The organism is Bacillus sp. EB106-04-02-XG92, assembly GCF_058791995.1.
Genome location: NZ_JBYTEA010000015.1, coordinates 23,115 through 46,859, shown reverse-complemented (window position 1 = coordinate 46,859; position 23,745 = coordinate 23,115). Strand labels below are relative to the sequence as shown.

The 23,745-nt window shown below is 35.7% G+C and carries 29 protein-coding genes; 18 read left to right on the top strand and 11 right to left on the bottom strand.

Translation table 11 applies throughout. The annotated features are described in order from the left end of the window. Positions 1-43: 43 nt before the first annotated feature. Both AC3WVA_RS25545 and AC3WVA_RS25540 read right to left on the bottom strand, forming a co-directional pair. Positions 44-256, bottom strand: a complete 213-nt coding sequence (locus AC3WVA_RS25545) for a CsbD family protein (protein WP_000160409.1) — start codon at positions 254-256, stop codon at positions 44-46. A gap of 171 nt (positions 257-427) precedes the next feature. Beyond that, positions 428-1,240 (bottom strand): GNAT family N-acetyltransferase, encoded by an 813-nt coding sequence (locus tag AC3WVA_RS25540; RefSeq protein ID WP_048527555.1) that lies wholly within the window; start codon positions 1,238-1,240, stop codon positions 428-430. Between the two features lie 152 nt (positions 1,241-1,392). Here AC3WVA_RS25540 and AC3WVA_RS25535 point away from each other — a divergent pair, with 152 nt between their 5' ends. The 5 genes from AC3WVA_RS25535 (at position 1,393) to AC3WVA_RS25515 (ending at position 6,844) form a co-directional block, all read left to right on the top strand. Further along, entirely contained in the window at positions 1,393-1,596 is a 204-nt protein-coding gene (locus AC3WVA_RS25535; protein WP_000810212.1) for a hypothetical protein, read from the top strand. 322 nt (positions 1,597-1,918) lie between these two features. Continuing rightward, positions 1,919-3,532 (top strand): long-chain fatty acid--CoA ligase, encoded by a 1,614-nt coding sequence (locus AC3WVA_RS25530; protein WP_048527556.1) that lies wholly within the window; start codon positions 1,919-1,921, stop codon positions 3,530-3,532. Between the two features lie 123 nt (positions 3,533-3,655). After that, positions 3,656-4,231: a biotin transporter BioY gene (locus tag AC3WVA_RS25525; protein ID WP_098520418.1), complete on the top strand. Its 576-nt coding sequence runs from the start codon at positions 3,656-3,658 to the stop codon at positions 4,229-4,231. A 65-nt stretch (positions 4,232-4,296) separates the two neighbouring features. Then, positions 4,297-5,760 carry an acyl-CoA synthetase gene (locus tag AC3WVA_RS25520; RefSeq protein WP_098346161.1) on the top strand — a complete coding sequence of 488 codons (1,464 nt, stop codon included), beginning with the start codon at positions 4,297-4,299 and terminating at the stop codon, positions 5,758-5,760. Beyond that, entirely contained in the window at positions 5,753-6,844 is a 1,092-nt protein-coding gene (locus AC3WVA_RS25515) for an acetyl-CoA C-acyltransferase (RefSeq protein WP_098346160.1), read from the top strand. Before AC3WVA_RS25520 ends, AC3WVA_RS25515 begins: the two co-directional genes overlap by 8 nt. 7 nt (positions 6,845-6,851) lie before the next feature. Here the strand turns inward: AC3WVA_RS25515 and AC3WVA_RS25510 are convergent, their stop codons facing one another. Beyond that, complete coding sequence (locus tag AC3WVA_RS25510; protein ID WP_098346159.1) at positions 6,852-7,433, bottom strand: DUF6434 domain-containing protein; 582 nt, start codon at positions 7,431-7,433, stop codon at positions 6,852-6,854. A gap of 104 nt (positions 7,434-7,537) precedes the next feature. Between AC3WVA_RS25510 and AC3WVA_RS25505 the strand changes: the two genes are divergently transcribed. Further along, positions 7,538-7,981: an NUDIX hydrolase gene (locus AC3WVA_RS25505; protein ID WP_098346158.1), complete on the top strand. Its 444-nt coding sequence runs from the start codon at positions 7,538-7,540 to the stop codon at positions 7,979-7,981. 44 nt (positions 7,982-8,025) lie between these two features. Here AC3WVA_RS25505 and AC3WVA_RS25500 read toward each other — a convergent pair whose 3' ends face one another. Further along, positions 8,026-9,228 (bottom strand): alanyl-tRNA editing protein, encoded by a 1,203-nt coding sequence (locus tag AC3WVA_RS25500; RefSeq protein ID WP_166688688.1) that lies wholly within the window; start codon positions 9,226-9,228, stop codon positions 8,026-8,028. Positions 9,229-9,365: 137 nt separating this feature from the next. On the opposite strand from AC3WVA_RS25500, the gene AC3WVA_RS25495 reads away from it, so the two are divergent. After that, entirely contained in the window at positions 9,366-9,773 is a 408-nt protein-coding gene (locus tag AC3WVA_RS25495) for a hypothetical protein (protein WP_000965138.1), read from the top strand. Between the two features lie 68 nt (positions 9,774-9,841). After that, the gene (locus tag AC3WVA_RS25490) at positions 9,842-11,080 is read left to right on the top strand and encodes an MDR family MFS transporter (RefSeq protein WP_098346156.1); all 1,239 of its coding nucleotides are present in this window, start codon (positions 9,842-9,844) and stop codon (positions 11,078-11,080) included. 193 nt (positions 11,081-11,273) lie between these two features. Here AC3WVA_RS25490 and AC3WVA_RS25485 read toward each other — a convergent pair whose 3' ends face one another. Next, complete coding sequence (locus AC3WVA_RS25485; protein WP_048527563.1) at positions 11,274-11,660, bottom strand: Hsp20/alpha crystallin family protein; 387 nt, start codon at positions 11,658-11,660, stop codon at positions 11,274-11,276. Positions 11,661-11,784: 124 nt separating this feature from the next. Continuing rightward, complete coding sequence (locus AC3WVA_RS25480) at positions 11,785-11,907, bottom strand: small acid-soluble spore protein P (RefSeq protein WP_016086814.1); 123 nt, start codon at positions 11,905-11,907, stop codon at positions 11,785-11,787. A 121-nt stretch (positions 11,908-12,028) separates the two neighbouring features. Here AC3WVA_RS25480 and AC3WVA_RS25475 point away from each other — a divergent pair, with 121 nt between their 5' ends. Together AC3WVA_RS25475 and pdaB are read left to right on the top strand one after the other, a co-directional pair. After that, entirely contained in the window at positions 12,029-12,292 is a 264-nt protein-coding gene (locus AC3WVA_RS25475) for a hypothetical protein (protein ID WP_048527564.1), read from the top strand. Positions 12,293-12,337: 45 nt separating this feature from the next. Continuing rightward, the gene (gene pdaB, locus AC3WVA_RS25470; protein WP_141539494.1) at positions 12,338-13,063 is read left to right on the top strand and encodes a polysaccharide deacetylase family sporulation protein PdaB; all 726 of its coding nucleotides are present in this window, start codon (positions 12,338-12,340) and stop codon (positions 13,061-13,063) included. A 41-nt stretch (positions 13,064-13,104) separates the two neighbouring features. On the opposite strand, the gene sspO is transcribed toward pdaB, so the two are convergent. Further along, a complete protein-coding gene (sspO, locus tag AC3WVA_RS25465) occupies positions 13,105-13,254 on the bottom strand; it encodes a small acid-soluble spore protein SspO (protein WP_048527565.1) in 150 nt (49 codons plus the stop codon). Positions 13,255-13,545: 291 nt separating this feature from the next. Here sspO and acnA point away from each other — a divergent pair, with 291 nt between their 5' ends. Further along, positions 13,546-16,269 carry an aconitate hydratase AcnA gene (acnA, locus tag AC3WVA_RS25460; RefSeq protein WP_098346155.1) on the top strand — a complete coding sequence of 908 codons (2,724 nt, stop codon included), beginning with the start codon at positions 13,546-13,548 and terminating at the stop codon, positions 16,267-16,269. 116 nt (positions 16,270-16,385) lie between these two features. After that, positions 16,386-18,044 carry an ABC transporter ATP-binding protein gene (locus tag AC3WVA_RS25455; protein WP_141539492.1) on the top strand — a complete coding sequence of 553 codons (1,659 nt, stop codon included), beginning with the start codon at positions 16,386-16,388 and terminating at the stop codon, positions 18,042-18,044. Positions 18,045-18,066: 22 nt separating this feature from the next. Here the strand turns inward: AC3WVA_RS25455 and AC3WVA_RS25450 are convergent, their stop codons facing one another. After that, the gene (locus AC3WVA_RS25450) at positions 18,067-18,399 is read right to left on the bottom strand and encodes a YmzC family protein (protein WP_098346153.1); all 333 of its coding nucleotides are present in this window, start codon (positions 18,397-18,399) and stop codon (positions 18,067-18,069) included. Between the two features lie 11 nt (positions 18,400-18,410). Further along, complete coding sequence (locus AC3WVA_RS25445) at positions 18,411-18,617, bottom strand: hypothetical protein (RefSeq protein WP_098346152.1); 207 nt, start codon at positions 18,615-18,617, stop codon at positions 18,411-18,413. A 483-nt stretch (positions 18,618-19,100) separates the two neighbouring features. Between AC3WVA_RS25445 and AC3WVA_RS25440 the strand changes: the two genes are divergently transcribed. The 5 genes from AC3WVA_RS25440 (at position 19,101) to tlp (ending at position 21,499) form a co-directional block, all read left to right on the top strand. Beyond that, positions 19,101-19,676, top strand: coding sequence for a TlpA family protein disulfide reductase (locus AC3WVA_RS25440; protein WP_098346151.1), 576 nt, complete (start codon positions 19,101-19,103; stop codon positions 19,674-19,676). Positions 19,677-19,791: 115 nt separating this feature from the next. Next, entirely contained in the window at positions 19,792-20,739 is a 948-nt protein-coding gene (locus tag AC3WVA_RS25435) for a 3'-5' exonuclease (protein ID WP_098346150.1), read from the top strand. Between the two features lie 141 nt (positions 20,740-20,880). Beyond that, the gene (locus AC3WVA_RS25430) at positions 20,881-21,024 is read left to right on the top strand and encodes an FbpB family small basic protein (protein WP_001254697.1); all 144 of its coding nucleotides are present in this window, start codon (positions 20,881-20,883) and stop codon (positions 21,022-21,024) included. Positions 21,025-21,067: 43 nt separating this feature from the next. Beyond that, positions 21,068-21,202 (top strand): acid-soluble spore protein SspN, encoded by a 135-nt coding sequence (gene sspN / locus AC3WVA_RS25425; RefSeq protein WP_000527987.1) that lies wholly within the window; start codon positions 21,068-21,070, stop codon positions 21,200-21,202. 99 nt (positions 21,203-21,301) lie between these two features. Next, the gene (gene tlp, locus AC3WVA_RS25420; RefSeq protein ID WP_001133509.1) at positions 21,302-21,499 is read left to right on the top strand and encodes a small acid-soluble spore protein Tlp; all 198 of its coding nucleotides are present in this window, start codon (positions 21,302-21,304) and stop codon (positions 21,497-21,499) included. A 28-nt stretch (positions 21,500-21,527) separates the two neighbouring features. Here the strand turns inward: tlp and AC3WVA_RS25415 are convergent, their stop codons facing one another. Then, positions 21,528-22,820, bottom strand: coding sequence for a glycoside hydrolase family 18 protein (locus AC3WVA_RS25415; protein ID WP_048527572.1), 1,293 nt, complete (start codon positions 22,818-22,820; stop codon positions 21,528-21,530). Between the two features lie 109 nt (positions 22,821-22,929). Between AC3WVA_RS25415 and AC3WVA_RS25410 the strand changes: the two genes are divergently transcribed. After that, a complete protein-coding gene (locus AC3WVA_RS25410; protein ID WP_000495807.1) occupies positions 22,930-23,349 on the top strand; it encodes an acyl-CoA thioesterase in 420 nt (139 codons plus the stop codon). A 26-nt stretch (positions 23,350-23,375) separates the two neighbouring features. Here AC3WVA_RS25410 and AC3WVA_RS25405 read toward each other — a convergent pair whose 3' ends face one another. Further along, on the bottom strand, positions 23,376-23,666 hold the full coding sequence (locus tag AC3WVA_RS25405) for a HesB/YadR/YfhF family protein (protein WP_001054449.1): 291 nt from the start codon (positions 23,664-23,666) through the stop codon (positions 23,376-23,378). Positions 23,667-23,745: the final 79 nt, after the last annotated feature.

The following is a 23,745-nucleotide window of genomic DNA, read 5'->3' as shown; positions in this document are numbered from 1 at the left end:
AAAATGATTTTATGGGCAAACAACTATACATCTTCGTTCTTTTTTATTTATTCTCTTTATGCTCTTTGTATTCATGTACTTTTTCTTTCACATTACCAACCGTATCTTTAGCAGTGCCTTTTACTTTATCCCATTTTCCTTCAGCTTGTAATTTTTTATTGTCAGTTACTTTCCCGACAACTTCTTTTACTTCGCCTTTTACTTTATCAATAGCACCTTCTACTTTTTCTTTTAAACCATGATCATGTTTAGTCATACATTTCTCCTCCTTGTAGTTTGATTAGAATTCTCTTTTCATATTGCAAGTTGAATGATGTATCTAGTAATAGCGTAATAAATCTAGTTTGAATATTCAAATGATTAATGGTATAGAAAAAGAATTGTCATAAAATGTATAAGATTGTAATGCAAGGAGAAGGAATGTTAATTATATGTCTTTTGCAGTCCATATTGATTTTGTATAAGCAATTTTCATATGGGCACGTTCCATATTGTTTTGACTGCTGCTACCAAAGCGGGCTTGTCCAACTATTAAATGACAGTTTGTCGCTATAGCTTTTTCTATTCGTTTTTGAATTAATGCAGTATGACAGCCTTTACGTTGAAATTCTGGCAAAGTAGCAGAAGCAGCTAATGAAGCAATCCCATTATTTATGTACAGGACACCAATGCCTGCAGGAGTATTTTGAATTTCTGCTATGAAAAAATGCCATCCTGGTTTATCGTAAAGAATTTCGTTATTTTGGCGAACTCCATCTTTTGTAAAGGATGGCATGTTAAATCCACGTACATATATGTCTGCAAAAATATGAAATTCATTTTCTTTTAGTTGGCGTACTAAAATGTTAGAAGGAAGAAGGGATGAATCTTCTCTCGGTATACTATATAAAGCAGTATGGAAGCTAGATTGATAAAAACCTTTTTCAGATAAGTAATGAAATAGTTCAGCTGTACCTTGAGCGGGTGTAATTTCAAAACGACAAGGGATTTGTAGTGATTGATAATAAGAGATAATTTCATCTACCGTATCTGTATTTGTAAATGTAATACCTTTTACCGTATTAAAAGCCGGACCAGCAATTACTTTTGATGAAAAAGCAGTGGCACTCCCGAACTTTTTCATTTGTATTTGCATTGGATTTCCGCTTATTGCTTGCAATAGCGTTAATCTAGAAGAAAGCATATGTATTTCTGCGTTTTCAATTTCTTGAGCTGTATTAAGCGTCATAATCGTAGTCATAAAATTCCTCCGTCAATAAATATATTTCATAGTACATATACGATGTGTGTTCTAAGATTCCTGTTGAAATGTAAGAGAATAAGAGGTTTTTTGGAAGGGAAATGGAAGTAAACTGTCGAAGGGAGTAGAAACAGATTAAAGGTGGTGCTCTCATGAAACAGAAAGACGTGCAGACATGCTCTAATTGTGGTTCTCAAAATATAGGAGAAGGTGAGTTTGTCGGTTATGCACAAATACGGAAAAAGGAGACGATGTTCACATCTTCACCAGTAGATGCTTATATTTGTACAGATTGCGGGAATGTCCTTTTATTAAAAGTACGACATTATGAAAAGTTTAAGCAGAAGCCGTTATGATTATTGAAAAGTGGTTTTATTAGAGAAGTTAATAGGAGTAATATTTTACATATATATGAATACGCCTTATATAAAGAGATGACAACATATACTGTCGCTATATGACATACAAAAATGTATAGAAGAATGTAAGGGAAAAGGTAGATAGTTTATAAAAAATAAAAAACATGTTTCGAATCAACGTATCAAAACATGTTTTTTCTTGCTCTGAATTATTTCCAAAGAAATAATTCAGAAAATACAGAAAAATATAGTAGTTATTTGTAGAAGTCTGTTATAATAAACAAAAAATGAAAACGCTTTAAAGGAGGATATAACCAATATGATGATGAATGTACCGCTAACAATTAGTTCTATGATGGAAAGAGCAGAAAAACTGTTTTCAAAGAAAGAAATTGTTTCACGGACACATGATACAATTACGACTTTAACGTATAAGCAGTTAGGTGAAAGGACGAGAAGACTTTCCAGTGCGTTAAAAAAGTTAGGAATTAAAGAAGGCGAGCGTATAGGAACGTTAGCGTGGAATCATCATCGACATGTGGAAGCATATTTTGCTATTCCTGGTATTGCTTCCGTTTTACACACAATTAATATTCGTTTATCTCCTCAACATATTTCATATATTATTCAGCACGCAGAAGATCGCATTCTACTTATAGATGAAGATCTCGTACCACTCGTTGAAAATATTCAATCACAACTATCAACAGTACAAGCCTACATTATTATGACTGATAAAGATGAACTACCAAATACTACGCTAGAACCTGTATATCATTATGAAAAGCTATTAGAAGAAGGCGATCCAAATTTCCAATTTGTAAAAGATATTGATGAAAATACACCTGCTGGTATGTGTTATACGTCAGCGACTACAGGAAATCCAAAAGGTGTTGTATATACGCATCGTAGTACTGTACTGCATTGCATGGCACTCGGTTTAGCGGATACAGCTGCTTTATCGGAAAGTGATGCAGCAATGGCGATTGTACCGATGTTCCATGTGAATGCTTGGGGACTCCCTTTCGCTGCTACTTGGTTTGGATCAAAACAAGTTCTTCCAGGACCGATGTTTACGCCAAAAATTTTATTAGAAATGATCCAATCTGAAAAAGTGACGTTAGCTGCTGGTGTGCCAACAATTTGGCTCGGTGTATTACAAGAGTTAGAAAATAATAGTTACGATTTATCTAGTATGACGAGAATACTATGCGGTGGTGCAGCTGCACCGAAAAGTGTTATTAAAGCATTTGAACAGAAATATAATGTTCCGTTCATCCATGCATATGGTATGACCGAAACAAGCCCACTCGTAACACTTGCACGTTTAAAAAGTTATGAAACAGAATTATCATATGAAGAGCAATTAGAAATTAGATCAAAACAAGGGTATCTTGTCCCTGGTGTAGAGATGAAAGTAGTTGGCACAAATGGTGAAGTGAAGTGGGATAGTACGGAGATGGGAGAACTATGTTTACGAGCGCCATGGATCGCTGAAAGCTATTATAACGATGAGCGTACTGTTGAAGGTTTTCGCGATGGATGGTTATATACTGGTGATGTTGTAACAGTTGACGAGGAAGGCTGCGTGAAAATCGTTGACCGTACGAAAGATGTCATTAAAAGCGGGGGCGAGTGGATTTCTTCAGTTGACCTTGAAAATGCTTTAATGGCACATGATGCTATATTTGAAGCAGCTGTCGTTGCCGTTCCTCATCCGCAGTGGCAAGAGCGCCCAGTTGCCTGCGTCGTTCAAAAGAAAAATAGTACGGTAACGAAAGAAGAAATATATGAATTTTTAAAACCACAGTTTGCGAAATGGTGGTTACCAGACGATATTGTATTTATGGAAGAAATACCGAAAACATCTGTTGGGAAGTTTTTAAAGCAGGCGCTTCGGAAAGAACTTGAGCATTTGCATAAAGAAAAATAATAAAAATTATGTTTGTAAACCGATAAAGAAAACAAGTTGACAAAAGCTAAATAGAAAGATAATATAACTCCTATAATATGTTACCTGAAAAACATTTCAAGTTTACAAATAGGAGAAGCAAATATGAATACAAAAAACTTAGTTTTCGTCGCTTTATTTAGTTCTATTATGGGAGTGTTAGGGTTAATACCTCCAATTGCTCTTGCTATAACACCAGTTCCTATTACATTACAATCACTTGGTGTTATGCTTGCTGGTGGGTTGTTAGGGTCACGACTAGGTGCATTAAGTCAGCTGATTTTCTTACTTATTGTAGGAGTAGGTGCACCATTACTTGCTGGTGGCCGCGGTGGTCCAGGTGTATTTGTTGGACCAAGTGCAGGATATTTACTCGGTTATATCGTTGGAGCGTTTGTCATCGGTTATTTAATTGAGCGTTTACGTGAAGTTTCTATAATAAAGGTATTATGTATTAATATAATTGGTGGTATTTTCGTAGTTTATGTATTTGGTATTATTGTACAAGCTTTCGTAATGGATATTTCTATATGGCAGACGATGAAAGTAAGTGTTATATTTTTACCAGGGGATTGCATAAAAGCGATTATAGGAGCAATTCTCGTAACGAAATTACATCGTTCATTGAAACATATTATTACGCCTGCCCTAAAGAGTGGGAAATATACAAATGCAGGATAAGAAAGAGAAGAAACACGTTCATTGCGTGTTTCTTTTTATTATTTTGTAAGGGAAGGACGTCTCAAATGGGGATTACAAAAGAATATAAAGAGCATGCCTCGTTACAACCAAATAAAATAGCAATAAAGGAAAATAATCGAGTTTTAACATATAAAGATTGGTTTGAGTCAGTATGTAAAGTAACAAACTGGTTGAGTGAAAAAGAATCGAAGAATAAAACGATAGCAATTGTATTAGAAAATCGTATAGAGTTTTTACAACTATTTGCAGGTGCTGCTATGGCAGGATGGGTTTGTGTACCATTAGATATAAGGTGGAAACAGGATGAGCTTAAAGAAAGAATTGCAATCAGTAATCCGGATGTGATTGTGACAGAGCGATATAAGGTAAATGATCTACCGGATGAAGAAGGAAGAGTAATAGAAATTGATGAGTGGAAAAGAATGATAGAGCACTATCTTCCTACATATCAGCCTGTAGAAAATGTACAAAATGCTCCGTTTTATATGGGATTTACATCAGGATCAACTGGAAAAGCAAAAGCGTTTTTACGTGCACAACAATCATGGGTTCATAGTTTTGATTGCAATATACATGATTTTCATATGAAAAAAGAAGATTCTATTTTAATAGCTGGGACGCTCGTTCATTCTCTTTTTTTATACGGTGCAATAAGTGCATTACATATAGGACAAACGGTGCATATTATGAGAAAGTTTATTTCAGATCAAGTGCTGGATAGGTTAGAAATAGAACATATTTCGGTCATGTATACAGTGCCGACAATGCTGGAATCTTTATATAAAGAAAATAGAGTAATAGAAAATAAAATGAAAATTATTTCGTCAGGAGCGAAATGGGTAGCTGAAGCGAAAGAAAAAATTAAGAGTATATTTCCTTATGCGCAAAAATATGAATTTTACGGTGCGTCGGAACTAAGTTTTGTAACAGCGCTAATTGATGAAGAAAGCGATAGAAGGCCAAATTCAGTAGGGAAACCTTGTCACAATGTGCAAGTTCGAATATGTAATGAAGCAGGAGAAGAAGTACAGAAAGGTGAGATAGGAACTGTTTATGTGAAAAGTGATCAGTTTTTTATGGGATACATATTAAATGGGATTTTAGTTCCAGAGATGAGTACGGATGGCTGGATGACGGTACGGGATGTAGGGTATGAAGATGAAGAAGGGTTTATTTATATTGTCGGTAGAGAGAAGAATATGATTTTATTTGGAGGAATTAATATTTTCCCAGAAGCAATAGAAAGTGTATTACATGAACATCCAGCTGTAGATGAAATAGTTGTAGTTGGTGTGAATGATAGTTATTGGGGTGAAAAGCCTGTCGCCATCGTAAAAGGAAGTGCTACGAAGCAACAATTAAAAAGTTTTTGCTTACAACGATTATCCTCGTTTAAAATACCGAAAGAATGGCATTTTGTAGATGAAATACCGTATACAGACAGCGGTAAAATCGCTCGTATTGCAGCGAAAAATATGATTGAAAACCGGGAGAAGATATATGAATAGAGCGGTTATTGTAGAAGCGAAAAGGACACCTATTGGTAAGAAAAATGGGATGTTGAAAGATTATGAAGTTCAGCAATTAGTAACGCCGCTTCTCACGTTTTTAAGTAAAGGAATTGAGAGAGAAATAGACGATGTTATATTAGGGAATGTTGTTGGACCAGGAGGGAATGTTGCGAGATTATCTGCTTTAGAGGCAGGACTTGGCTATCATATTCCTGGTGTAACAATTGATCGGCAATGTGGTGCTGGATTGGAGGCGATTCGCACCGCATGTCATTTCATTCAAGGCGGGGCAGGTAATTGTTATATTGCAGGAGGAGTAGAGAGTACAAGTACATCACCTTTTCAAAATAGAGCGCGATTTTCACCGGAAATAATTGGTGATCCTAATATGGGAGTGGCGGCTGAATATGTTGCAGAGCGTTATAATATAACGCGAGAAATGCAAGATGAATACGCTTGTCTTAGTTATAAGCGGACACTGCAAGCAGTAGAAAATGGATATTTACAAGATGAAATAATTCCGTTTAATGGCTCTTTTGACGAAGCTATAAAACGAGAAATGAATTATGAAAGAATGATTAAAAGAACTAAGCCTGCATTTTTACAAAATGGTACAGTAACGGCAGGTAATTCGTGCGGTGTAAATGACGGAGCATGTGCTGTTCTTGTAATGGAAGAGGGGCAAGCCCGAAAATTAGGATACAAGCCTGTACTTCGTTTCGTTCGTAGTGCTGTAGTTGGAGTGGATCCAAATCTTCCGGGGACTGGTCCGATATTTGCGGTGAACAAATTATTAAACGAAATGAATATGGAAGTAGAGGACATCGATTATTTTGAAATTAATGAAGCATTTGCTTCAAAGGTTATTGCTTGTGCAAAGGAGTTACAAATTCCTTTTGAAAAATTAAATGTAAATGGTGGAGCAATTGCGCTCGGTCACCCGTACGGTGCATCTGGTGCTATGCTTGTAACACGTTTGTTTTATCAGGCACAAAGGGAGTATATGAAATATGGAATTGCGACGTTAGGAATTGGTGGTGGAATAGGGTTAGCACTATTATTTGAAAAAGTAGAAGACTAGAAAAGAACTAGTTTTCTACTTTTTGAGGAACATAGGCATTGCTACCAGGTTTTGCTTTTATTTCATTCCAAGCAGCGATAGCATCAGCTTTTGATCTGCCTTTGTTATTTGGATCTTCGAAAAAGTCGCGAGTAAAGCGATTGTATTCAAACTGCGCGCTAATAGTTGTTTTGTATGTAGGATCTTTTTTTCGTTCGTTTTCTTCATACCAAAACGTTATCGCGTCTTCATATGTTTTTCCAACATTCTCTTTAAAAAATTTTTGGAGAGCTACTGTAAAACGGAAGTTTGCTCCGATTTTTTCTTTGAAAAAAGCACGAACATCTTCGCTACAGCGGTGATTGTTAGTAATAATCGTTTGAAGAGAAAATTCTTTATAAGAGAGGGAAGCTTTACTCACCTTTTGACCAGAGCTGTTTTTTAATATTTTACCAGTATGTAAATAATGTGAGATACGCTCGGTTATTTCAATCTTAGAGCCACTAGCTGGCAAACCATGCTCACGACAAAATGTTTGGAGTTCTGCTTTTAACCAATAAAAGTTTTGGAAATCTTCAAGTGATATAGACTTTGTTAAAGGTGGACGCATAGATGTAACAACTTCTTTCTTCCATAATTTTCTTTAATTATAAAACATACGTTCTTTTTGTGGAAGGATTAATTTGTAAATATAACGGGAAGAGGAGATTGCATATGGAAAATGTAATGCAAGTTCGAGTTACGGGAATTTTAATTGAAGATGAAAAGGTATTACTAGTAAAGCAAAAAGTTGCTAATCGGAATTGGTCTTTACCTGGAGGAAGAGTAGAGAACGGTGAAACGTTAGAAGAAGCAATGATTCGAGAAATGAGAGAAGAAACAGGGTTAGAAGTTAAAATTAAGAAGCTACTCTATGTTTGCGATAAACCGGATGCTAGCCCATCTTTATTACATATTACGTTTCTGCTTGAAAGGATTGAGGGTGAAATTACGCTACCTTCTAATGAGTTTGATCATAATCCGATTCATGATGTGCAAATGGTACCGATTAAAGATTTAAGTCAGTATGGTTTTTCGAAAATTTTTATCACTCTTATAAGTGGCGGTTTTGCAAATGCAGGGAGTTATCAAGGGTTGAAACAACATATAGGCCTGTAAATATAGTTGAAGGATAGCAGTTAGCTATCCTTCATAGACATGTTTTACACTGCTGACTCTAAAGAAGAAACAAGTTGATTTAAAAACTCTTCCCCGGTCATAATCGCTTTTCCGCCGCCGCGCGCACTTTTTTTATTTCCGCCACCTTTGCCTTCAATTGTAGGAAGAGCATCTTTTAAAAGTGCGTTCATATCAAGTGTGACTGTTTTTCCGCAAGCGAGGATGCATTGTAATTTGTCCTCATTTTCGATAACGAAATATGTAATGGCATGCTCTTGTTGTTCTATAATAATAGCAGAAAGTTTTGCGATTTCTTGCATAGAACGATTTGTAAATACTTGAGAAATAAGTATGCCAGCATGTATTTCGGCAGGCTGTTGCAGTAGTTCATTTGCCTCGGCATATAATAATTTTTCATTCATCGTTTGTATTGCTTTTTCGTTTTCTTTTTGAGAAGTAAGCAGTTGTGCTACTTTTGCTGGAATATCAATCTCGCTACTGTTTAATTGTTTAGAAACATCCTTTATAATTTGTTGCTGTTGCTCCATAAGATTTAGTGTACGCCAGCCAGCTATAAACGTTAATCTTATCCCGCCTTTATTACGCTCCCATCCTAGTACTTGAATAGGACCTACTTCACCAGTACGTTTCGGATGTGTTCCGCCACAGCCATTGTAGTCATAATTTTCGATAATAACAACGCGTATATTTTCTGTCATAGTCGGTTCTTTACGAAGGGGCAATGTTTTCGCTTCTTCTAAGTTCATCCACTGGATGCGGATGGGATGGTTTTCAAAAACAATTTTGTTTGCAATTTGTACTGCTTTTTCAACTGTTTCTGCATGCAGATTTTCTGTTTCTAAATCAATTGTTACCGTCTCTTTACCAAGATGGAATCCAATCGTAGGTACGTTAAAATGATCCCAAAAAGCAGCAGATAAAATGTGCTGAGCCGCATGTTGTTGCATATGATCAAAACGGCGCTCCCAATTGATTTTCCCTTCAACTTCTTCTGTATGTAATTGTTCTACAATGAAGTGACGAATTTCTCCATTTACCTCTTCTACATTGATTACATCGATTTCATTTAGTGTACCAGTATCAAATGGTTGTCCGCCACCTGTCGGATAAAATGCCGTTTCGTTTAAAACAACGTATAAGTTACCGTCTTTATCATAATCTTGCTTTATAATTGTAGTAGTAAAGTCTTGCTTATAAGCGTCAGTGTAATATAATTTTTTCTCCAATTTTCTTTCCCCTTTCGTGTTCAATAGTTTCATTGTAAAGCAATTGAAATTAGTTTCCTAATATTTCAGAAGAAAGAAACTATTTTTAGAATTTTCTTGCTATAATAAGAAAAAGAAAATGCGGGGGTGGAATGAATATGTTATATGAAAACGGCGTAGATAAACTACTTAGTTTAAGCAAAAATATTTCTGAATTGTATCGAGAATTAAATGAAATGACCCGGATTTTAACGGACTGTAATCGAGAAAGTGTGAAATTTGATCGGTTATATGTAAAAGAGGTACTGTGGAAAAAAGAAGATGTAATAGAGAAATATGACGAGCTGCTTGTACAACTTTGTATAAATGAATGTTTTGATCTGAAAAGTGTCATTACAGGGGAATATAAGTATACATATGAAGAAGTAGAAAACATCGTTTTACAATTTAATGAGAAGTATAATGTCACAATTTTAATTAAAGATGTTTGTAAAGAATTACAGTTTACATATGGCATAGATATGGATATAACGAGAACAGCGCGGGTATCAACAGCGCAAGTATAAAAAGGGAAAAGAAAGCAGATCCTTTGCTTTCTTTTTTTATGTAAGAACAGGGAGAGTAGGTTTTTAAGATGAAGGGGAAGTTGCAAAATATTCATCCGTTAGGAATGACAATTATAATAGGGACTTTATTTGCGAGGTTCGCCACGTCAATGAGTATTCCTTTTTTAGCAATTTATTTAACGACTGTGAAAGGTGTATCAGCTGGAATGACGGGTGCTATTATCGGAACGAGTGCACTTGTTGGAGTGTTTGCTAGTTTTATCGGAGGGAATTTATCAGATCGATTCGGTCGAAATATGATTATAATATGGTCCATGATTGTTTGGGTCTTTGTATTCATTGGTTTTTCACTTGCAGATCATGTTTTAAGTTTCTTTTTATTAAATGCTTTGAATGGATTATGTAGGTCCTTTTTTGAACCGACGTCAAGAGCGTTATTATCAGATTTAACGAAACCTGAGTATCGTTTACTCGTATATAATTTGCGTTACGGTGCAATCAATGTTGGAGTGGCGATTGGCCCACTTGTCGGATTACAGATTGGAAGCGCAAAATCAACAATTCCGTTTTTAGTAGCAGCTGGAGTATACATTCTATATACAGCTATATTAGCGTTCCAATTTAAGAAGTATCCGATTGAAAAAAAGAAAGTAAAGATAGAAAAGCCTGTCACGATGTTAAATGCACTTCGCATTTTGCGAAAGGATGTCGTTTTTTTAGTTGCACTAGTTGGTATTATTTTGAGTAATTGTGGTTTTTCTCATTTAACGACGACAGTATCTCAATATTTTGCAAATGCACATATATTTCAGGATGGAGTGAAATTATTTTCATATATGTTAGCTTTAAATGCGATTGTTGTAGTCGTAATCCAATACCCTATTATTCAAGTTTGTAAAAAGTATACACCGTTAGTATCCATTATGGTGGGAACTTTATTTGTGAGCGGAGGATTGTTTGGATTTGGAATAGTAGAATCTATGCTAGGTGCTGCTATGTGCACAATTATTTTTACAATTGGAGAAGTTCTCATGTTTTCAATGACGGACGTATTTATAGATGATATAGCTGTTTCGCATTTAAAAGGTACATATTTTGGAGCAATGGGATTTTCAGGAATTGGAGCAGTAATTGGTCCGTGGTTCGGGGGAGTACTTCTCGATTATTACGGGTACCAAAATGGATTTATTGTTTTTTCAGCGCTAGCTATATTTGCAACTGTAGCATTTCCTGTACTTTTAGTTACAAAAGGTTTATTGAAAAAAAGGGATGATAGAAATTGTAATTTAGAACTACATGCGAAATAAAGTGAAACTTTAATCAGTGGGGGAGTTCATCCCCCACTGATTATCAGCCCTCACAAATCGGACGTTTACGGACAGCCCGACTCCCACCTAACTTCTTTGCTCCAACTGCATTTTGAGGTGGGAGTTTTACTGTCCGTTAACGCGGGGTAAAATAAGCCCCAGCAGACGGCTGGGGCTTATTTTTGTATTTATTTTAATTCTCAATTTGAAAAAGAACTTTTTCTTCATGTTTATTAGCAACTTCATTTTTGGAGATATGAATGGCTAAATATCCATTCTCTAAGCAGGCTAACATCTTCTTATAAATGATAGTAGCGGGTAAAGGAATGATCCGCTGTAAAGAACTATTATTATGAAGTATGCAAATATTTAGGCCTGTCTTCATCTTTTCAATGACTACATTTTGTTCGGATACATTTGGTACATCTGTTTCCAAAATGTATTCTTGTTCAGTTTCGCAAAGGTCAATATGAATTTGATTTGGGAAACTAAAGTTACTACAAGAGTCAGAACAAAACTGATCCATCCATTCTTCAAAACCATCAACATGAAAAAGACAATCCTTCTTTTTCTTGCCCATGTAAGACACCCTCCGTGAAATCTCAATTCATACTATGTTATGCATGAATGAAGTAAGGGTGAAGAATAAATGTAAAAATATAAACATTGTATGTGATAAAGGTAGCTAGTGTGAGCCTTTTGTTTTACATATCATGATGTGCATGATTTTTTTGGCGTGAATGGTTACGGTTTTTTACTTTATGAGATCCGCTTAATGGTTCAGGTTGTCCCTTTTTTTCTTTTGTTTCACGATTGTTTTTTCCCATTGTATGTGACACCTCCTCTTTCTCTTTAGAATGAGAGAAGTTTGCAAATTTATACGAGAATGTTTTTAGAAAAAAGGGTAAAGATAATTGGGACTAACTATTATGGAAAGGGGATTATATAATGCCATATCATAAAGATAAACAACAAGCTTTTCAAGCAGCGCAGCAAGGAGTTACACAAGCAGAACATGCATATAACAACATTGTAAAAAATGATCCAAACTACGGTCACGATTTAAAAGGGTTGCGCCAAGAGGTTCAGGAGGCGTATGAACAGATTCAAAATGCGTTAGAAGTAGCTTCGGAAACACAACGCCCACAACTTGAGCAATACGAAAATAATCTCCAAAATATTATGCAACATGTAGATCGATTAGAAAAGTAAATGAGGTTGTTGTGTATTCGACAACCTTTTACTTTAATAAAAATTATGCGAAAACAGAAAATTTTTCTATTCGTTTTTTCTTTATTATGCGCAGTACATATATTTCAAGTTGAAAAAGTGGAAGCGAAAATGTTGCTCAGAAAAGAGCTAGAACCAACTGGCTATGTAACGTGGGAAGTACCTAATAATGAAAAGATTATTGCCATTACATTCGATGATGGACCAGATCCAACTTATACACCACAAATTTTAAATTTATTACGTCAATATAAAGCAGAATCGACATTTTTTATGATTGGATTTCGAGTGCAGCGTAATCCATATTTGGTGAAACAAGTGTTAAAAGAGGGACATGAAGTTGGAAATCATACGATGAATCATTTGTATGCGAGTAATTCATCAGATGAAAAATTGGAAAATGATATTTTAGATGGAAAGAAATATTTTAAAAAATGGGTGAAAGAACCTTTGCTATTCCGTCCTCCTGGCGGATATATTAACGATGCTGTATTTAAAACCGCGAAAGAAGCGGGGTATCAAACTGTACTATGGTCGTGGCATCAAGATCCACGTGATTGGGCAAATCCAGGGGTTGAATTTATCGTAAATCATGTAGTGAAACATGCTAAAAGTGGAGATATCGTATTGTTACATGATGGAGGAAATGATCGTAGTCAAACAGTAGCAGCACTAGCAAAAATTTTACCTGAACTGAAAAAGCAGGGCTATCGATTTGTAACGGTTTCGGAATTGTTACGTTATAAACATTAGAAAAAATCCCAAAAGGTGAATGTTCCTTTTGGGATTTTTCGTTACTGGTTCTTTTTGCGTTTCTTATTATTTTGTCGTTCTGCAGCAGTTAAGTTTTCACTTGCAAACTCTTCGTTATAACCAGTTCCTTGTCCTTGTGCAGATGCCGCATTCATTCCTGAAATAGTATGATTTGCTTTTCTTTTACCCATTTTATTTCACCTCTATAACTTTTTTTGTAAGTTGAATGATGAGCAGTTCATAGTGCGTATGAACTGTAAGTAAAGCGCTAATAGAGCACTTTACTTTATGGTAATAGTATTCATAAGGAGCAGGAACACTATTCAAATTTAGAAACATAAAGAAAACTTATGATAATCTATAAGTTTCTTATTATTTACTTATTTAGAAAGTTGTAATAAGATATTATCGTAAGGTATTGAAAAGTTTGTCTACATTTTATATTCAGACAACTTAGTCACGTTTAACAGGGGGGAAACATAATGGTCAAACATAATCCATTTCAATCACGTGCAACTTTTGAAGTAGATGGAAAAACGTATCATTATTATGATTTGAAAGCGCTTGAAAACGCAGGGGTTGGCAACGTATCTCAATTACCATATTCCGTGAAAGTTTTACTTGAATCAGTACTTCGTCAAGTAGACGGACGTGTAATCACAGAAGAGCATGTTACAAATTTAGCGAAATGGGGAACGAAAGATGTGCGAGATATCGATGTTCCATTTAAACCATCTCGTGTAATTTTACAAGATTTCACTGGTGTTCCGGCTGTTGTTGATTTGGCTTCGCTTCGTAAAGCAATGGCAGACATGGGTGGAGATCCTGATAAAATCAATCCGGAAATTACTGTAGACCTTGTAATTGATCACTCTGTACAGGTTGATAGAGCGGGTACGGCAGACGCGCTTGCATTCAACATGGACTTAGAGTTTAAACGTAATGAAGAACGTTATAAATTTTTAAGCTGGGCACAAAAATCATTTGATAACTATCGTGCAGTTCCACCAGCTACAGGTATTGTACACCAAGTAAACCTTGAATATTTAGCACCAGTTGTTCACGCTGTGAAAAATGCTGAAGGTGACTTAGTTGCATACCCAGATTCATTAGTTGGAACAGACTCACATACAACAATGATCAATGGTATCGGTGTTCTTGGATGGGGCGTTGGTGGTATTGAAGCAGAAGCAGGAATGCTTGGACAGCCTTCATACTTCCCAGTACCTGAAGTAATCGGTGTGAAATTAACTGGTACACTTCCAAGTGGTACTACAGCAACTGACGTTGCATTAAAAGTAACGCAAGTATTACGTCAAAAAGGTGTAGTTGGTAAATTCGTTGAGTTCTTCGGTAATGGACTAAAGAGCATGCCTTTAGCTGACCGTGCAACAATTTCAAACATGGCACCAGAATACGGCGCAACTTGTGGATTCTTCCCAATCGACGATATTTCATTAGAATACTTACGTTTAACAGGTAGAGATGAAGAGCAAATTCGCGTTGTTGAAGAATACTGTAAAGCGAACGGCTTATTCTATACAGCAGACAGCAAAGATCCAATTTACACTGATCTTGTTGAAATTGATTTAAATACAATTGAATCTAACCTTTCTGGACCGAAACGCCCACAAGATTTAATTCCACTTTCAGATATGAAAGATGCGTTCCACAAAGCTGTTTTAGCGCCAGTTGGAACACAAGGACTTGGATTTAATGAGCAAGAGTTCGATAAAGAAGTGAAGGTTACATTAGAAGATAAAGAAGTAACGATGAAAACAGGTGCAATTGCAATCGCTGCAATTACAAGCTGTACAAATACATCAAACCCATACGTATTAATCGGGGCAGGTTTAGTTGCGAAGAAAGCAATTGAAAAAGGGCTTGTAGTACCTGAGTACGTAAAAACATCATTAGCACCAGGATCTAAAGTTGTTACTGAATACTTAGATAAATCAGGTTTAACAACATATTTAGATCAATTAGGTTTCCAAACAGTTGGTTACGGTTGTACGACTTGTATCGGTAACTCTGGCCCATTAGCGCCAGAATTAGAAGAAGCAATCGCAGCAAATGACTTACTAGTAACATCTGTTTTATCTGGTAACCGTAACTTTGAAGGTCGTATTCACCCGCTTGTAAAGGCAAACTACTTAGCATCACCACCACTTGTTGTGGCATATGCACTTGCAGGTACTGTTGATATTGACCTGAAAAATGATGAAATCGGTAAAGATGCAAATGGCAATGCCGTTTACTTCAACGATATTTGGCCATCAGCTAAAGAAATTGAAGATGTAGTTCAAAGCGTTGTTACATCTGAACTGTTCAAGAAAGAATATGCACAAGTATTTAATAGCAATGAGCGTTGGAATGAAATTCAAACTTCAAATGAAGCTTTATATACTTGGGATAATGATTCAACATACATTCAAAACCCACCATTCTTTGAAGGATTATCTAAAGAACCAGGTGAAGTTGAAACGTTATCAGGCTTGCGCGTAGTTGGTAAATTTGGTGACTCTGTAACGACAGACCACATTTCACCAGCAGGTTCAATCGGTAAGCACACACCAGCTGGACGCTACTTATTAGAAAATGGCGTACAACCAGTTGACTTCAACTCTTACGGTTCTCGTCGTGGTAACCATGAAGTTATGATGCGTGGTACATTCGCGAACATTCGTATTAAAAACCAAATCGCACCAGGAACAGAAGGCGGATATACAACATATTGGCCAACTGGTGAAGTAACATCTATCTATGATGCTGCTATGAAATATAAAGAAGATGGCACAGGCCTTCTAGTTGTTGCTGGTAAAGATTACGGTATGGGAAGTTCTCGTGACTGGGCTGCGAAAGGTACAAACTTATTAGGTATTAAAGCAGTAATCGCAGAAAGCTTCGAGCGTATTCACCGTAGTAACTTAGTATTAATGGGTGTGTTACCACTTCAATTTAAAGATGGCGAAAGCGCTGAAACGTTGGGTCTTGTTGGTAACGAGTCATTTGAAATTCAAATTGACAAAACAGTTAGACCACGCGATCTTGTAAAAGTAGTTGCAACTGATGCAGATGGTAACGAAAAACAATTTGAAGTAGTAGCTCGTTTCGATAGTGAAGTTGAAATTGACTACTACCGTCACGGTGGTATCTTACAAATGGTTCTTCGTGAGAAAATTGAAGAATCTAAAGTGTCGAACTAAATAATTGAAATGAACGATAAGGAAGCTAACAACTGTTAGCTTCCTTATTTTATGGAAAGGGATGAAACCATTTGGTTTCATCCCTTTCTTTTTACTATAAAAATGGAGGGGACATCATGAAAGAATATAAAAGAATATTGTTACCGTTACAGAAAGAAAAAATGTTAGTAATAGCAGCTGTATGCAGCGGGATTTTTGCTGCTATTTTAAACTTATCCCGTCCACTATTCATGGGGCTAATTGTAGATAACCTTATTCAACGAGAGCTGAAGGGAGCGTACCTTTATGTTACTTTGTTTGCAGCTAGTCGATTGTTGATGTGGATAAACAATCTTTCATTTGATTATGTAAGCTCCAAAGCAAGTCAGCGAATATTACGAGAGAAGCGTATAGATGTATTACTTCATTTTTTCTTATTACCGTTTGAAGGAAGTGAGAAAATTAAACAAGGAGAGTTAGAGACGTTAGTTGTGTCTGATATTCCGAATTGGGTCAGATTATATGGTTCTATATTAATAGAATATATACACGCCATTGCGCAATTTATAGGCGCGTTCATAGCACTACAACATATAGATATAAAGTTCATATTGTGGGTAACTCCGTTTTTGTTTTTAAGTGCAACGGTTCCGGTACTGATGGGGAAAAAGGTAAGAAATATTGCAAGCATTGCTCAAGAGAATCAGTCAAGTGTTGTAGAGATGGTGTCACAGTTTGTAAAAGGAGCTCAAGATTTACGTAGTTTGCAAAAAGAAAAGTGGGCCATTCGCTTATTTAAAGGAGTAACAGCACAATCTTATAAAACAGAAGTAAAGAAGACGATGATGCAACATTGCATTGGAGTAGTTGGAACAGTGATTGAAACAGGAGCATATATCGTTGTTCTCATTATAGGCATGCAAAAAATAATGAAAGGGGAAATGGAAGTTGGTTCACTTGTAGTAGTGTTAGCGACAATTGAAATGCTCTTTTTTCCAGTCCGTTACGTGGGCGATTTATTAATGATGACACAAGTTGCAATCGCTTCGGCAAATAGAGTTTTTTCTTTTTTAGATAAACGAGTGGCAAATAGTAATCAAGAAATAGCGATGGGGATGACGGTAACAAATGCTTCATTTCAGGAGAATGGTGCAGAGAAATGCAGAATTAAGAATATTGATTTGCAAATTAATCCTGGCGAACTCGTTATTATTATAGGAGAAAGTGGGGCAGGAAAAACAACGCTTTTAAAATTAATGGCAGGGTTGTATAAACCATCAAACGGTAGCATTGTTTATCATGGTAATGAGGCTCGTATGACGACAGTGTGGCAAGAACCTCGCTTTTTCCGAACGACAGTAAAAGAGAATATGTATTTCGGGGAAGTGTATTTAGAAAACCAGTTAGAAAAAAATATGGAACTTGTTAATGTGAAACCGATTATTATAGATTTATCAGAAGGAATTCAAACTGTATTACATAAAAGCGGTGAAGAGTTTTCGGGAGGGGAAAGAAAACGTCTGGCATTATTGCGAGCAATAGGTTCAAATCCGAATCTTATTATGTTAGATGAACCGACTGCGGGATTAGATTCGAACAATCAAGAAACTATTTGGAATATGATAGAAGGATTAGGAAGCGAAGTAACGAGAATTGTGGCAACACATGATGTAGAGAGGGCGATGATAGCGGATCGAGTTGTTGTCATGAATAATGGAATTATTGTGGAATATAGGGATCCTAGAGAATTATTAACATATAAGTCATTTTTCAAAAAGATGTTAATAAAAAGATAAGAGCGACATAGTGCTCTTATCTTTATTCAATCGTATTAAGTTGATACGTATAAGACTCAGTATTGCTAGCATCAAACTCTTTCATCAGAGTAAGTTGGTTTGTATCTGGATTATATTTAAAAATTTTGACCGTATGTTCGCTGCTTAGAGATGGGTTATATTCTTGAATAGCGAATGTGTTTTCAGCAATCTGTGTCATATTACCGGTCGAAACATTTTCTATAGAATCATGATTTGTAGAAATTTCAACGACTTTTTTACCATTGAAAAATAAAAGAACAATTACTAAAATAACTAAACATATTCGTATATAACGAAGTTCTTTACTTATAGGATGTTCTCCCAAAATAATCATCCTTTCTATAACTACTGTATAGTAGTAGTAGTGAAGAAAGTAAGAACACCAAGGCCGGCTAATAGGATAAGTGAGATTAAAGCAATATAGAGGCAAATACGTCCCACTTGCCTTTTTTCAGGATCTTTACTGAAGAGCGAGATGATCCAAGTGATAATGCCGATTGGAGAAAATATAAAACTAAGAATATATAATAGTATTTTTTCAAATAAATTCATAAAAATACCCTCCTTTTTGACATTTCTATATGTGCCGTTTTCTTCTTATTAATGCTGCCGTTATGTAGGAAAGTACAGAATAAGCAACACTAAAAACGATCCAAGCATCAAAGCTTTGTAAAGCTAGGTGTATGTCAAATTCAGAGACGATAATGAAAAATATAAAAGGGGCAGTAAAAGAAATAATAATAGCAGCCAATTTAAATTTGTATAGCAAACTGCTCAAACAAATACATAGTAATGGTAAAGTGAAAAAAACGAAAGTGAATGGGTTGATTAGCAATTGTAAAATACATATCACCTCACAGGTTTCGTATATATTTCTAATTATATGGTAAAAAGGAAAATATTTCATCTTAGTTACGAATATTTAGATTATTTCGACTGTGAATATTTCCAAGCTTGTCCGTATAAGCTAAAATAAGGTATAGAGTATTTGAGTGATTAAGCTATTAGAAGATAAACACGTTAGGGTGATATAAAATGTGGCGGAAGCTTACGATTATTGTAGTGTTACTTAGTTTAGCGGGATATGCAGCTTATGAACAGTTTGGTAAAAACGATCAGGCGGTACAAGGAGAGCAAGAAAAAAGTGAAGCTGCTATGAAAGAGATGATTGCAAGTAATGGTATTGAAATAGGGAAGAGTGCACCAGACTTTACATTAACGAAGTTAGATGGAACAAATGTAAAGTTATCAGATTTAAAAGGAAAGAAAGTGATTGTAAACTTTTGGGCAACGTGGTGTGGGCCTTGCCAGCAAGAAATGCCGGATATGGAAGCTTTTTATAAAGAACATAAAGAGAACGTAGAAATTTTAGCAATAAATTATACGCCTTCAGAAAAAGGTGGGGGAGTAGAAAAGGTAAGTAAATTTGCTAAGGAAAAAGGAATTACTTTTCCTATCTTATTGGACAAGAATATTGATGTGACAACAGCTTATAAAGTCATTACGATCCCAACTTCGTACTTTATAGATACGAAAGGTGTCATTCAAGATAAGTTTATTGGGCCGATGACGCAAAAAGAGATGGAGAAACGGATTGCTAAATTAAAATAATGGTGAAAAGGTAGAGGTGGAAAGTTATCATTTCTGCCTTTTCTTTTTCACGTAGTGATAGCAGCATGTTATGATAAAAGAAATATAAACGTTTAGAGGTAAAGGAGTGTTTGGAGTGGGGAATATATCCTTACCGTTAGATTATGTTGTAATTGATTTTGAAACAACAGGATTTAACCCTTATAATGATAAAATTATTCAAGTCGCAGCAGTAAAATATTGCAATCATGAACTAGTAGATCAATTTGTTTCCTATGTGAATCCAGAGCGTTCAATTCCGGACCGAATAACGAGTTTAACAGGTATTACAAATTATCGTGTTTCGGACGCACCGACGATTGAAGAAGTGTTACCTTTATTTTTAGCATTTTTACATACAAATGTAATTGTCGCTCATAATGCATCTTTTGATATGCGCTTTTTGAAAAGTAATGTGAATATGCTTGGATTACCGGAACCGCAAAATAAAGTGATTGATACTGTGTTTCTAGCAAAGAAATATATGAAGCACGCGCCGAATCATAAACTTGAAACGTTAAAGCGAATGCTTGGCATTCGTTTAAGTTCTCATAATGCATTTGATGATTGTATTACTTGTGCAGCAGTTTATCAAAAATGTGCCTTTATTGAAGAAGAGGCGAAAAGGAAATCGAATACAGAAGTACTTGATGAAACAATAGTATATGAAGCAGTAAAAGGGGTACTTGTACGAAATAAACGTGATATCGAATGGGTTCGTTGTATGAGCGTAGGAAGCTATTTAGATATAAAAGCATTTTATCCAGTTATGAGAGTAAAAGTAAAAGGACGAAAGAAATACATATTAACAGAGATATTAGAAGATGATGTGAAAGAAATATGTACGAGTTTAAAATGTGAACCGGCGTTAAAAAGTGAAGTTGGTAATACGAGAATTATGCTTACTAGCTTAGAGGACGTCCTGAAATTAGAAAGTTATATTTTAGAACAGTATGATTTCGTATTGCAAGCGCTGCATGATTATAAACAAAGTGAAATGAATGCAGATGAAAAGTTAAAAGAGTATTTAAATATTATGGTATAAAAAACTCCGTGTACAATAAAACGTACACGGAGTTTTTTTAGGAGTACTAAAACATAAAATTTTCTTGCAAATCTGATTAAAGAGTTTTTCCTTTGCTCATACTATGTATAGTAAGAATGCGAAAGAGAGAGGGTGAACAGCGTGAGAAGAAGTCGCCGTAAATCATTTGACGAACTTGTGAAAGAAAATAAACAACAATTATTAAGCGATCGCGATGCAATCGATCGTATTGAAGAGCGTATTGAAAAACGTTATGAAATGAAACTTTTTAAGCAAGCTGAATAATTCTTAACACTAGTACGATACTAGTGTTAAGGAGGCGATAGTAATGGGTAATCCGAAAAAGAATTCAAAAGACTTTGCACCGAATCATATTGGAACACAATCAAAAAAAGCTGGTGGCAATAAAGGAAAGCAAATGCAAGACCAAACGGGCAAACAACCGATTGTTGATAACGGTTAAAGAAAAGGAGAATATTGTATTCTCCTTTTTTATGTATAAATTTGAGGGAAGATAGGTAATTTAAGATGATGTGTATATACAATGTTAGGAGGAAAGTACATGCCAAATCCAGATAATCGAAGTGATAACGCTGAAAAGTTACAAGAAATGGTGCAAAATACAATTGATAACTTTAATGAAGCAAAAGAAACAGCGGAGCTTTCTAATGAAAAAGACCGTTCTGCTATTGAAGCAAAAAATCAAAGACGTTTAGAAAGTATTGACTCATTAAAAAGTGAAATCAAAGATGAATCTTAACAGAATGTACAAAAAGGGCTGACTTTTGTCAGCCCTTTTTCGTAATTGTAAAGTTTTCAACGAGTAAACGCCAATTTTGTGGAAATGGCAAGCCGATCTTCCAATAACTAATACCGCCAATGCCTTGTTCTTTCATTAAATTGAATTTACTTTGAATAGATCTCGCATCTTCAAACCAAACTTCGTGTTGTACACCGTTTTCGTCAAAGTAATTGAAATGTGGAGCTTGAGCTGTGAAATCATAGCGGATAGGAACATTGTATTTACGAGCAAGTGCAACAGCTGCAACAGAGCTAACTGCTTTTGCAGGTGGGTTTCCTTGTTTGAACGGAAGTTTCCAATCGAATCCGTATAAATTTTGCCCCATCATAATTTTTTGTGGAGGCATTTGAGATTTTGCGTATTGAAGTACTTCTTTTACAGGACCGATAGGAGAAATCGCCATCGGTGGTCCACCCTGCCATCCCCAGTCATATGTCATAATGACGACGAAATCAACAATTTGTCCTTGTGCTTTATAATCGTGAGCTTCGAAAAATTTTCCCTTTTGATTAGAACTTGTTTTCGGTACAAGCGTTGTACTCAACGTGTATCCGTTAGGTAAGCGTGTTTTCACATTTCGTAAAAAACGATTATACGCTTCGCGATCTTCGGGTGCAACACTCTCGAAATCAAAATGAATATCTCGCATACCGTACTTCTCAGCAGTTTGCAAAATGTTTGTAATAAATTTGTTTTGGATTGTTGCATCGCGTAAAATAACTGATGTCAGATCGGCACTAAAATTTCCGTTTTCAATATTTGTAATAACGAGCATAGGGATGGTGTTACCTTGCGTTGCAATATTAGCGATTTTAGCTGTTTCGGTTGGTTCTTTTAATGTACCATCTCTTTTTGCCTCAAAACTGAAGTAAGCTAAGTATGTTAAAAATGGATTAATGGCACGTGTAGCATTAACTAAACTTTCTTTAATGGGTATAGTGGAAGGTTGTAAATAAGCGATGGATTCTACCGCTCGTTTCGTCCCTTTCGGTATATATAATTGCTGTCCAACGTGGAGAATGGATTTTAAAGATAAGTTATTCACTTTAGCTAAACTAGCGAGAGGAACGTTATATGTTTGAGAGATTCGATATAGGCTATCGCCAGGCTGTACATAATAATTATTCCCTTTCGTATTCACGATCAGAGCCTGACCAACGACGAGTGTTTCAGATGGATTTAGTCCATTGTCTTTTACTATTTCGTCAGGTGTTGATCCATATTTTGATGCCAAGCTATATACGCTATCGCCACTACGAACCGTTACAATTTGAATCATATGCTTGCTCCTTTCGGTAAAAGATTCACTGTTTTTATTTTATTTTTGATTCCGCTGTATTATGATTAAATGTATGCAAGGTAGCAGAAGTGAAAGAAGGCGAATACATATGTTTGTAGCAGAACATGAAGTTGAAATCCGTTATGCGGAAACAGATCAAATGGGTGTTGTTTACCATTCAAACTATTTAGTGTGGCTTGAATTAGGCCGTACGAAACTTATACAAGATTTAGGGTTTTCATATGTTGAAATGGAGAAAGAGGGCATTATTTCTCCTGTGTTAGACTTGCAAATTTCATATCGTAAAGCGATGCGTTACGGTGAAAAGGCAATTGTGAAAACGTGGGTGGACACTGTGAGCCCGCTTCGTGTTGTATATGGATATGAAATTTATAATGGCGATGGAGACCTTTGTATTACTGCGAGTACGACGAATATTTGTGCGAAAAAAGAAGGATTCAGGCCCGTTTCATTTAAAAAGTTCTATCCTGAGTGGTATGCGAAATATGAGGAAATTAAGAAAAAATAAAAAAGCGTGGCAGATGCCACGTTTTTTTATTTTTCATAATTAAATTGAGGGAAATCATCACCGTCGTTAAATGTAACAGATAAATTATGTCCATCGAAGAACCACTCATCATCGCCTTCAATAAAGAAGTTAATACCTTCTTCTTGAGTTTGAACAGCAGGATGTGCAGGATCATCTTTACGAATACCTAAAGAAAGTCCCTTTTGCACTGTACTGCAACCGCCGTATTGTACGAAAAGGCGTAGTGTTTCACCCGATTGTAAGTTTAATTCGTTTTTATACCATTGTGCTGCTTCTTTTGTTACGGAAAGATTCATGTATAGTTCCTCCAAATTATGTTGCTTTTTCTTTAGTATAAAAAATAACGCAAAAAGACGCTATTAATATGCTTCACGT

What these genes read in the sequence shown, in the direction of transcription:
- AC3WVA_RS25410 (WP_000495807.1), top strand. Translation starts at nt 22,930, where the DNA reads ATGTTTGTAGCAGAACATGAAGTTGAAATCCGTTATGCGGAAACAGAT.
- AC3WVA_RS25405 (WP_001054449.1), bottom strand. Translation starts at nt 23,666, where the DNA reads ATGAATCTTTCCGTAACAAAAGAAGCAGCACAATGGTATAAAAACGAA.
- tlp (WP_001133509.1), top strand. Translation starts at nt 21,302, where the DNA reads ATGCCAAATCCAGATAATCGAAGTGATAACGCTGAAAAGTTACAAGAA.
- AC3WVA_RS25515 (WP_098346160.1), top strand. Translation starts at nt 5,753, where the DNA reads ATGAATAGAGCGGTTATTGTAGAAGCGAAAAGGACACCTATTGGTAAG.
- AC3WVA_RS25510 (WP_098346159.1), bottom strand. Translation starts at nt 7,433, where the DNA reads ATGCGTCCACCTTTAACAAAGTCTATATCACTTGAAGATTTCCAAAAC.
- AC3WVA_RS25415 (WP_048527572.1), bottom strand. Translation starts at nt 22,820, where the DNA reads ATGATTCAAATTGTAACGGTTCGTAGTGGCGATAGCGTATATAGCTTG.
- AC3WVA_RS25450 (WP_098346153.1), bottom strand. Translation starts at nt 18,399, where the DNA reads ATGATTATTTTGGGAGAACATCCTATAAGTAAAGAACTTCGTTATATA.
- AC3WVA_RS25540 (WP_048527555.1), bottom strand. Translation starts at nt 1,240, where the DNA reads ATGACTACGATTATGACGCTTAATACAGCTCAAGAAATTGAAAACGCA.
- AC3WVA_RS25495 (WP_000965138.1), top strand. Translation starts at nt 9,366, where the DNA reads ATGTTATATGAAAACGGCGTAGATAAACTACTTAGTTTAAGCAAAAAT.
- AC3WVA_RS25505 (WP_098346158.1), top strand. Translation starts at nt 7,538, where the DNA reads ATGGAAAATGTAATGCAAGTTCGAGTTACGGGAATTTTAATTGAAGAT.
- AC3WVA_RS25490 (WP_098346156.1), top strand. Translation starts at nt 9,842, where the DNA reads ATGAAGGGGAAGTTGCAAAATATTCATCCGTTAGGAATGACAATTATA.
- AC3WVA_RS25475 (WP_048527564.1), top strand. Translation starts at nt 12,029, where the DNA reads ATGCCATATCATAAAGATAAACAACAAGCTTTTCAAGCAGCGCAGCAA.
- AC3WVA_RS25455 (WP_141539492.1), top strand. Translation starts at nt 16,386, where the DNA reads ATGAAAGAATATAAAAGAATATTGTTACCGTTACAGAAAGAAAAAATG.
- AC3WVA_RS25480 (WP_016086814.1), bottom strand. Translation starts at nt 11,907, where the DNA reads ATGGGAAAAAACAATCGTGAAACAAAAGAAAAAAAGGGACAACCTGAA.
- AC3WVA_RS25535 (WP_000810212.1), top strand. Translation starts at nt 1,393, where the DNA reads ATGAAACAGAAAGACGTGCAGACATGCTCTAATTGTGGTTCTCAAAAT.
- AC3WVA_RS25545 (WP_000160409.1), bottom strand. Translation starts at nt 256, where the DNA reads ATGACTAAACATGATCATGGTTTAAAAGAAAAAGTAGAAGGTGCTATT.
- AC3WVA_RS25520 (WP_098346161.1), top strand. Translation starts at nt 4,297, where the DNA reads ATGGGGATTACAAAAGAATATAAAGAGCATGCCTCGTTACAACCAAAT.
- AC3WVA_RS25440 (WP_098346151.1), top strand. Translation starts at nt 19,101, where the DNA reads ATGTGGCGGAAGCTTACGATTATTGTAGTGTTACTTAGTTTAGCGGGA.
- AC3WVA_RS25525 (WP_098520418.1), top strand. Translation starts at nt 3,656, where the DNA reads ATGAATACAAAAAACTTAGTTTTCGTCGCTTTATTTAGTTCTATTATG.
- AC3WVA_RS25485 (WP_048527563.1), bottom strand. Translation starts at nt 11,660, where the DNA reads ATGGGCAAGAAAAAGAAGGATTGTCTTTTTCATGTTGATGGTTTTGAA.
- AC3WVA_RS25530 (WP_048527556.1), top strand. Translation starts at nt 1,919, where the DNA reads ATGATGATGAATGTACCGCTAACAATTAGTTCTATGATGGAAAGAGCA.
- acnA (WP_098346155.1), top strand. Translation starts at nt 13,546, where the DNA reads ATGGTCAAACATAATCCATTTCAATCACGTGCAACTTTTGAAGTAGAT.
- sspO (WP_048527565.1), bottom strand. Translation starts at nt 13,254, where the DNA reads ATGGGTAAAAGAAAAGCAAATCATACTATTTCAGGAATGAATGCGGCA.
- AC3WVA_RS25445 (WP_098346152.1), bottom strand. Translation starts at nt 18,617, where the DNA reads ATGAATTTATTTGAAAAAATACTATTATATATTCTTAGTTTTATATTT.
- pdaB (WP_141539494.1), top strand. Translation starts at nt 12,338, where the DNA reads ATGCGAAAACAGAAAATTTTTCTATTCGTTTTTTCTTTATTATGCGCA.
- sspN (WP_000527987.1), top strand. Translation starts at nt 21,068, where the DNA reads ATGGGTAATCCGAAAAAGAATTCAAAAGACTTTGCACCGAATCATATT.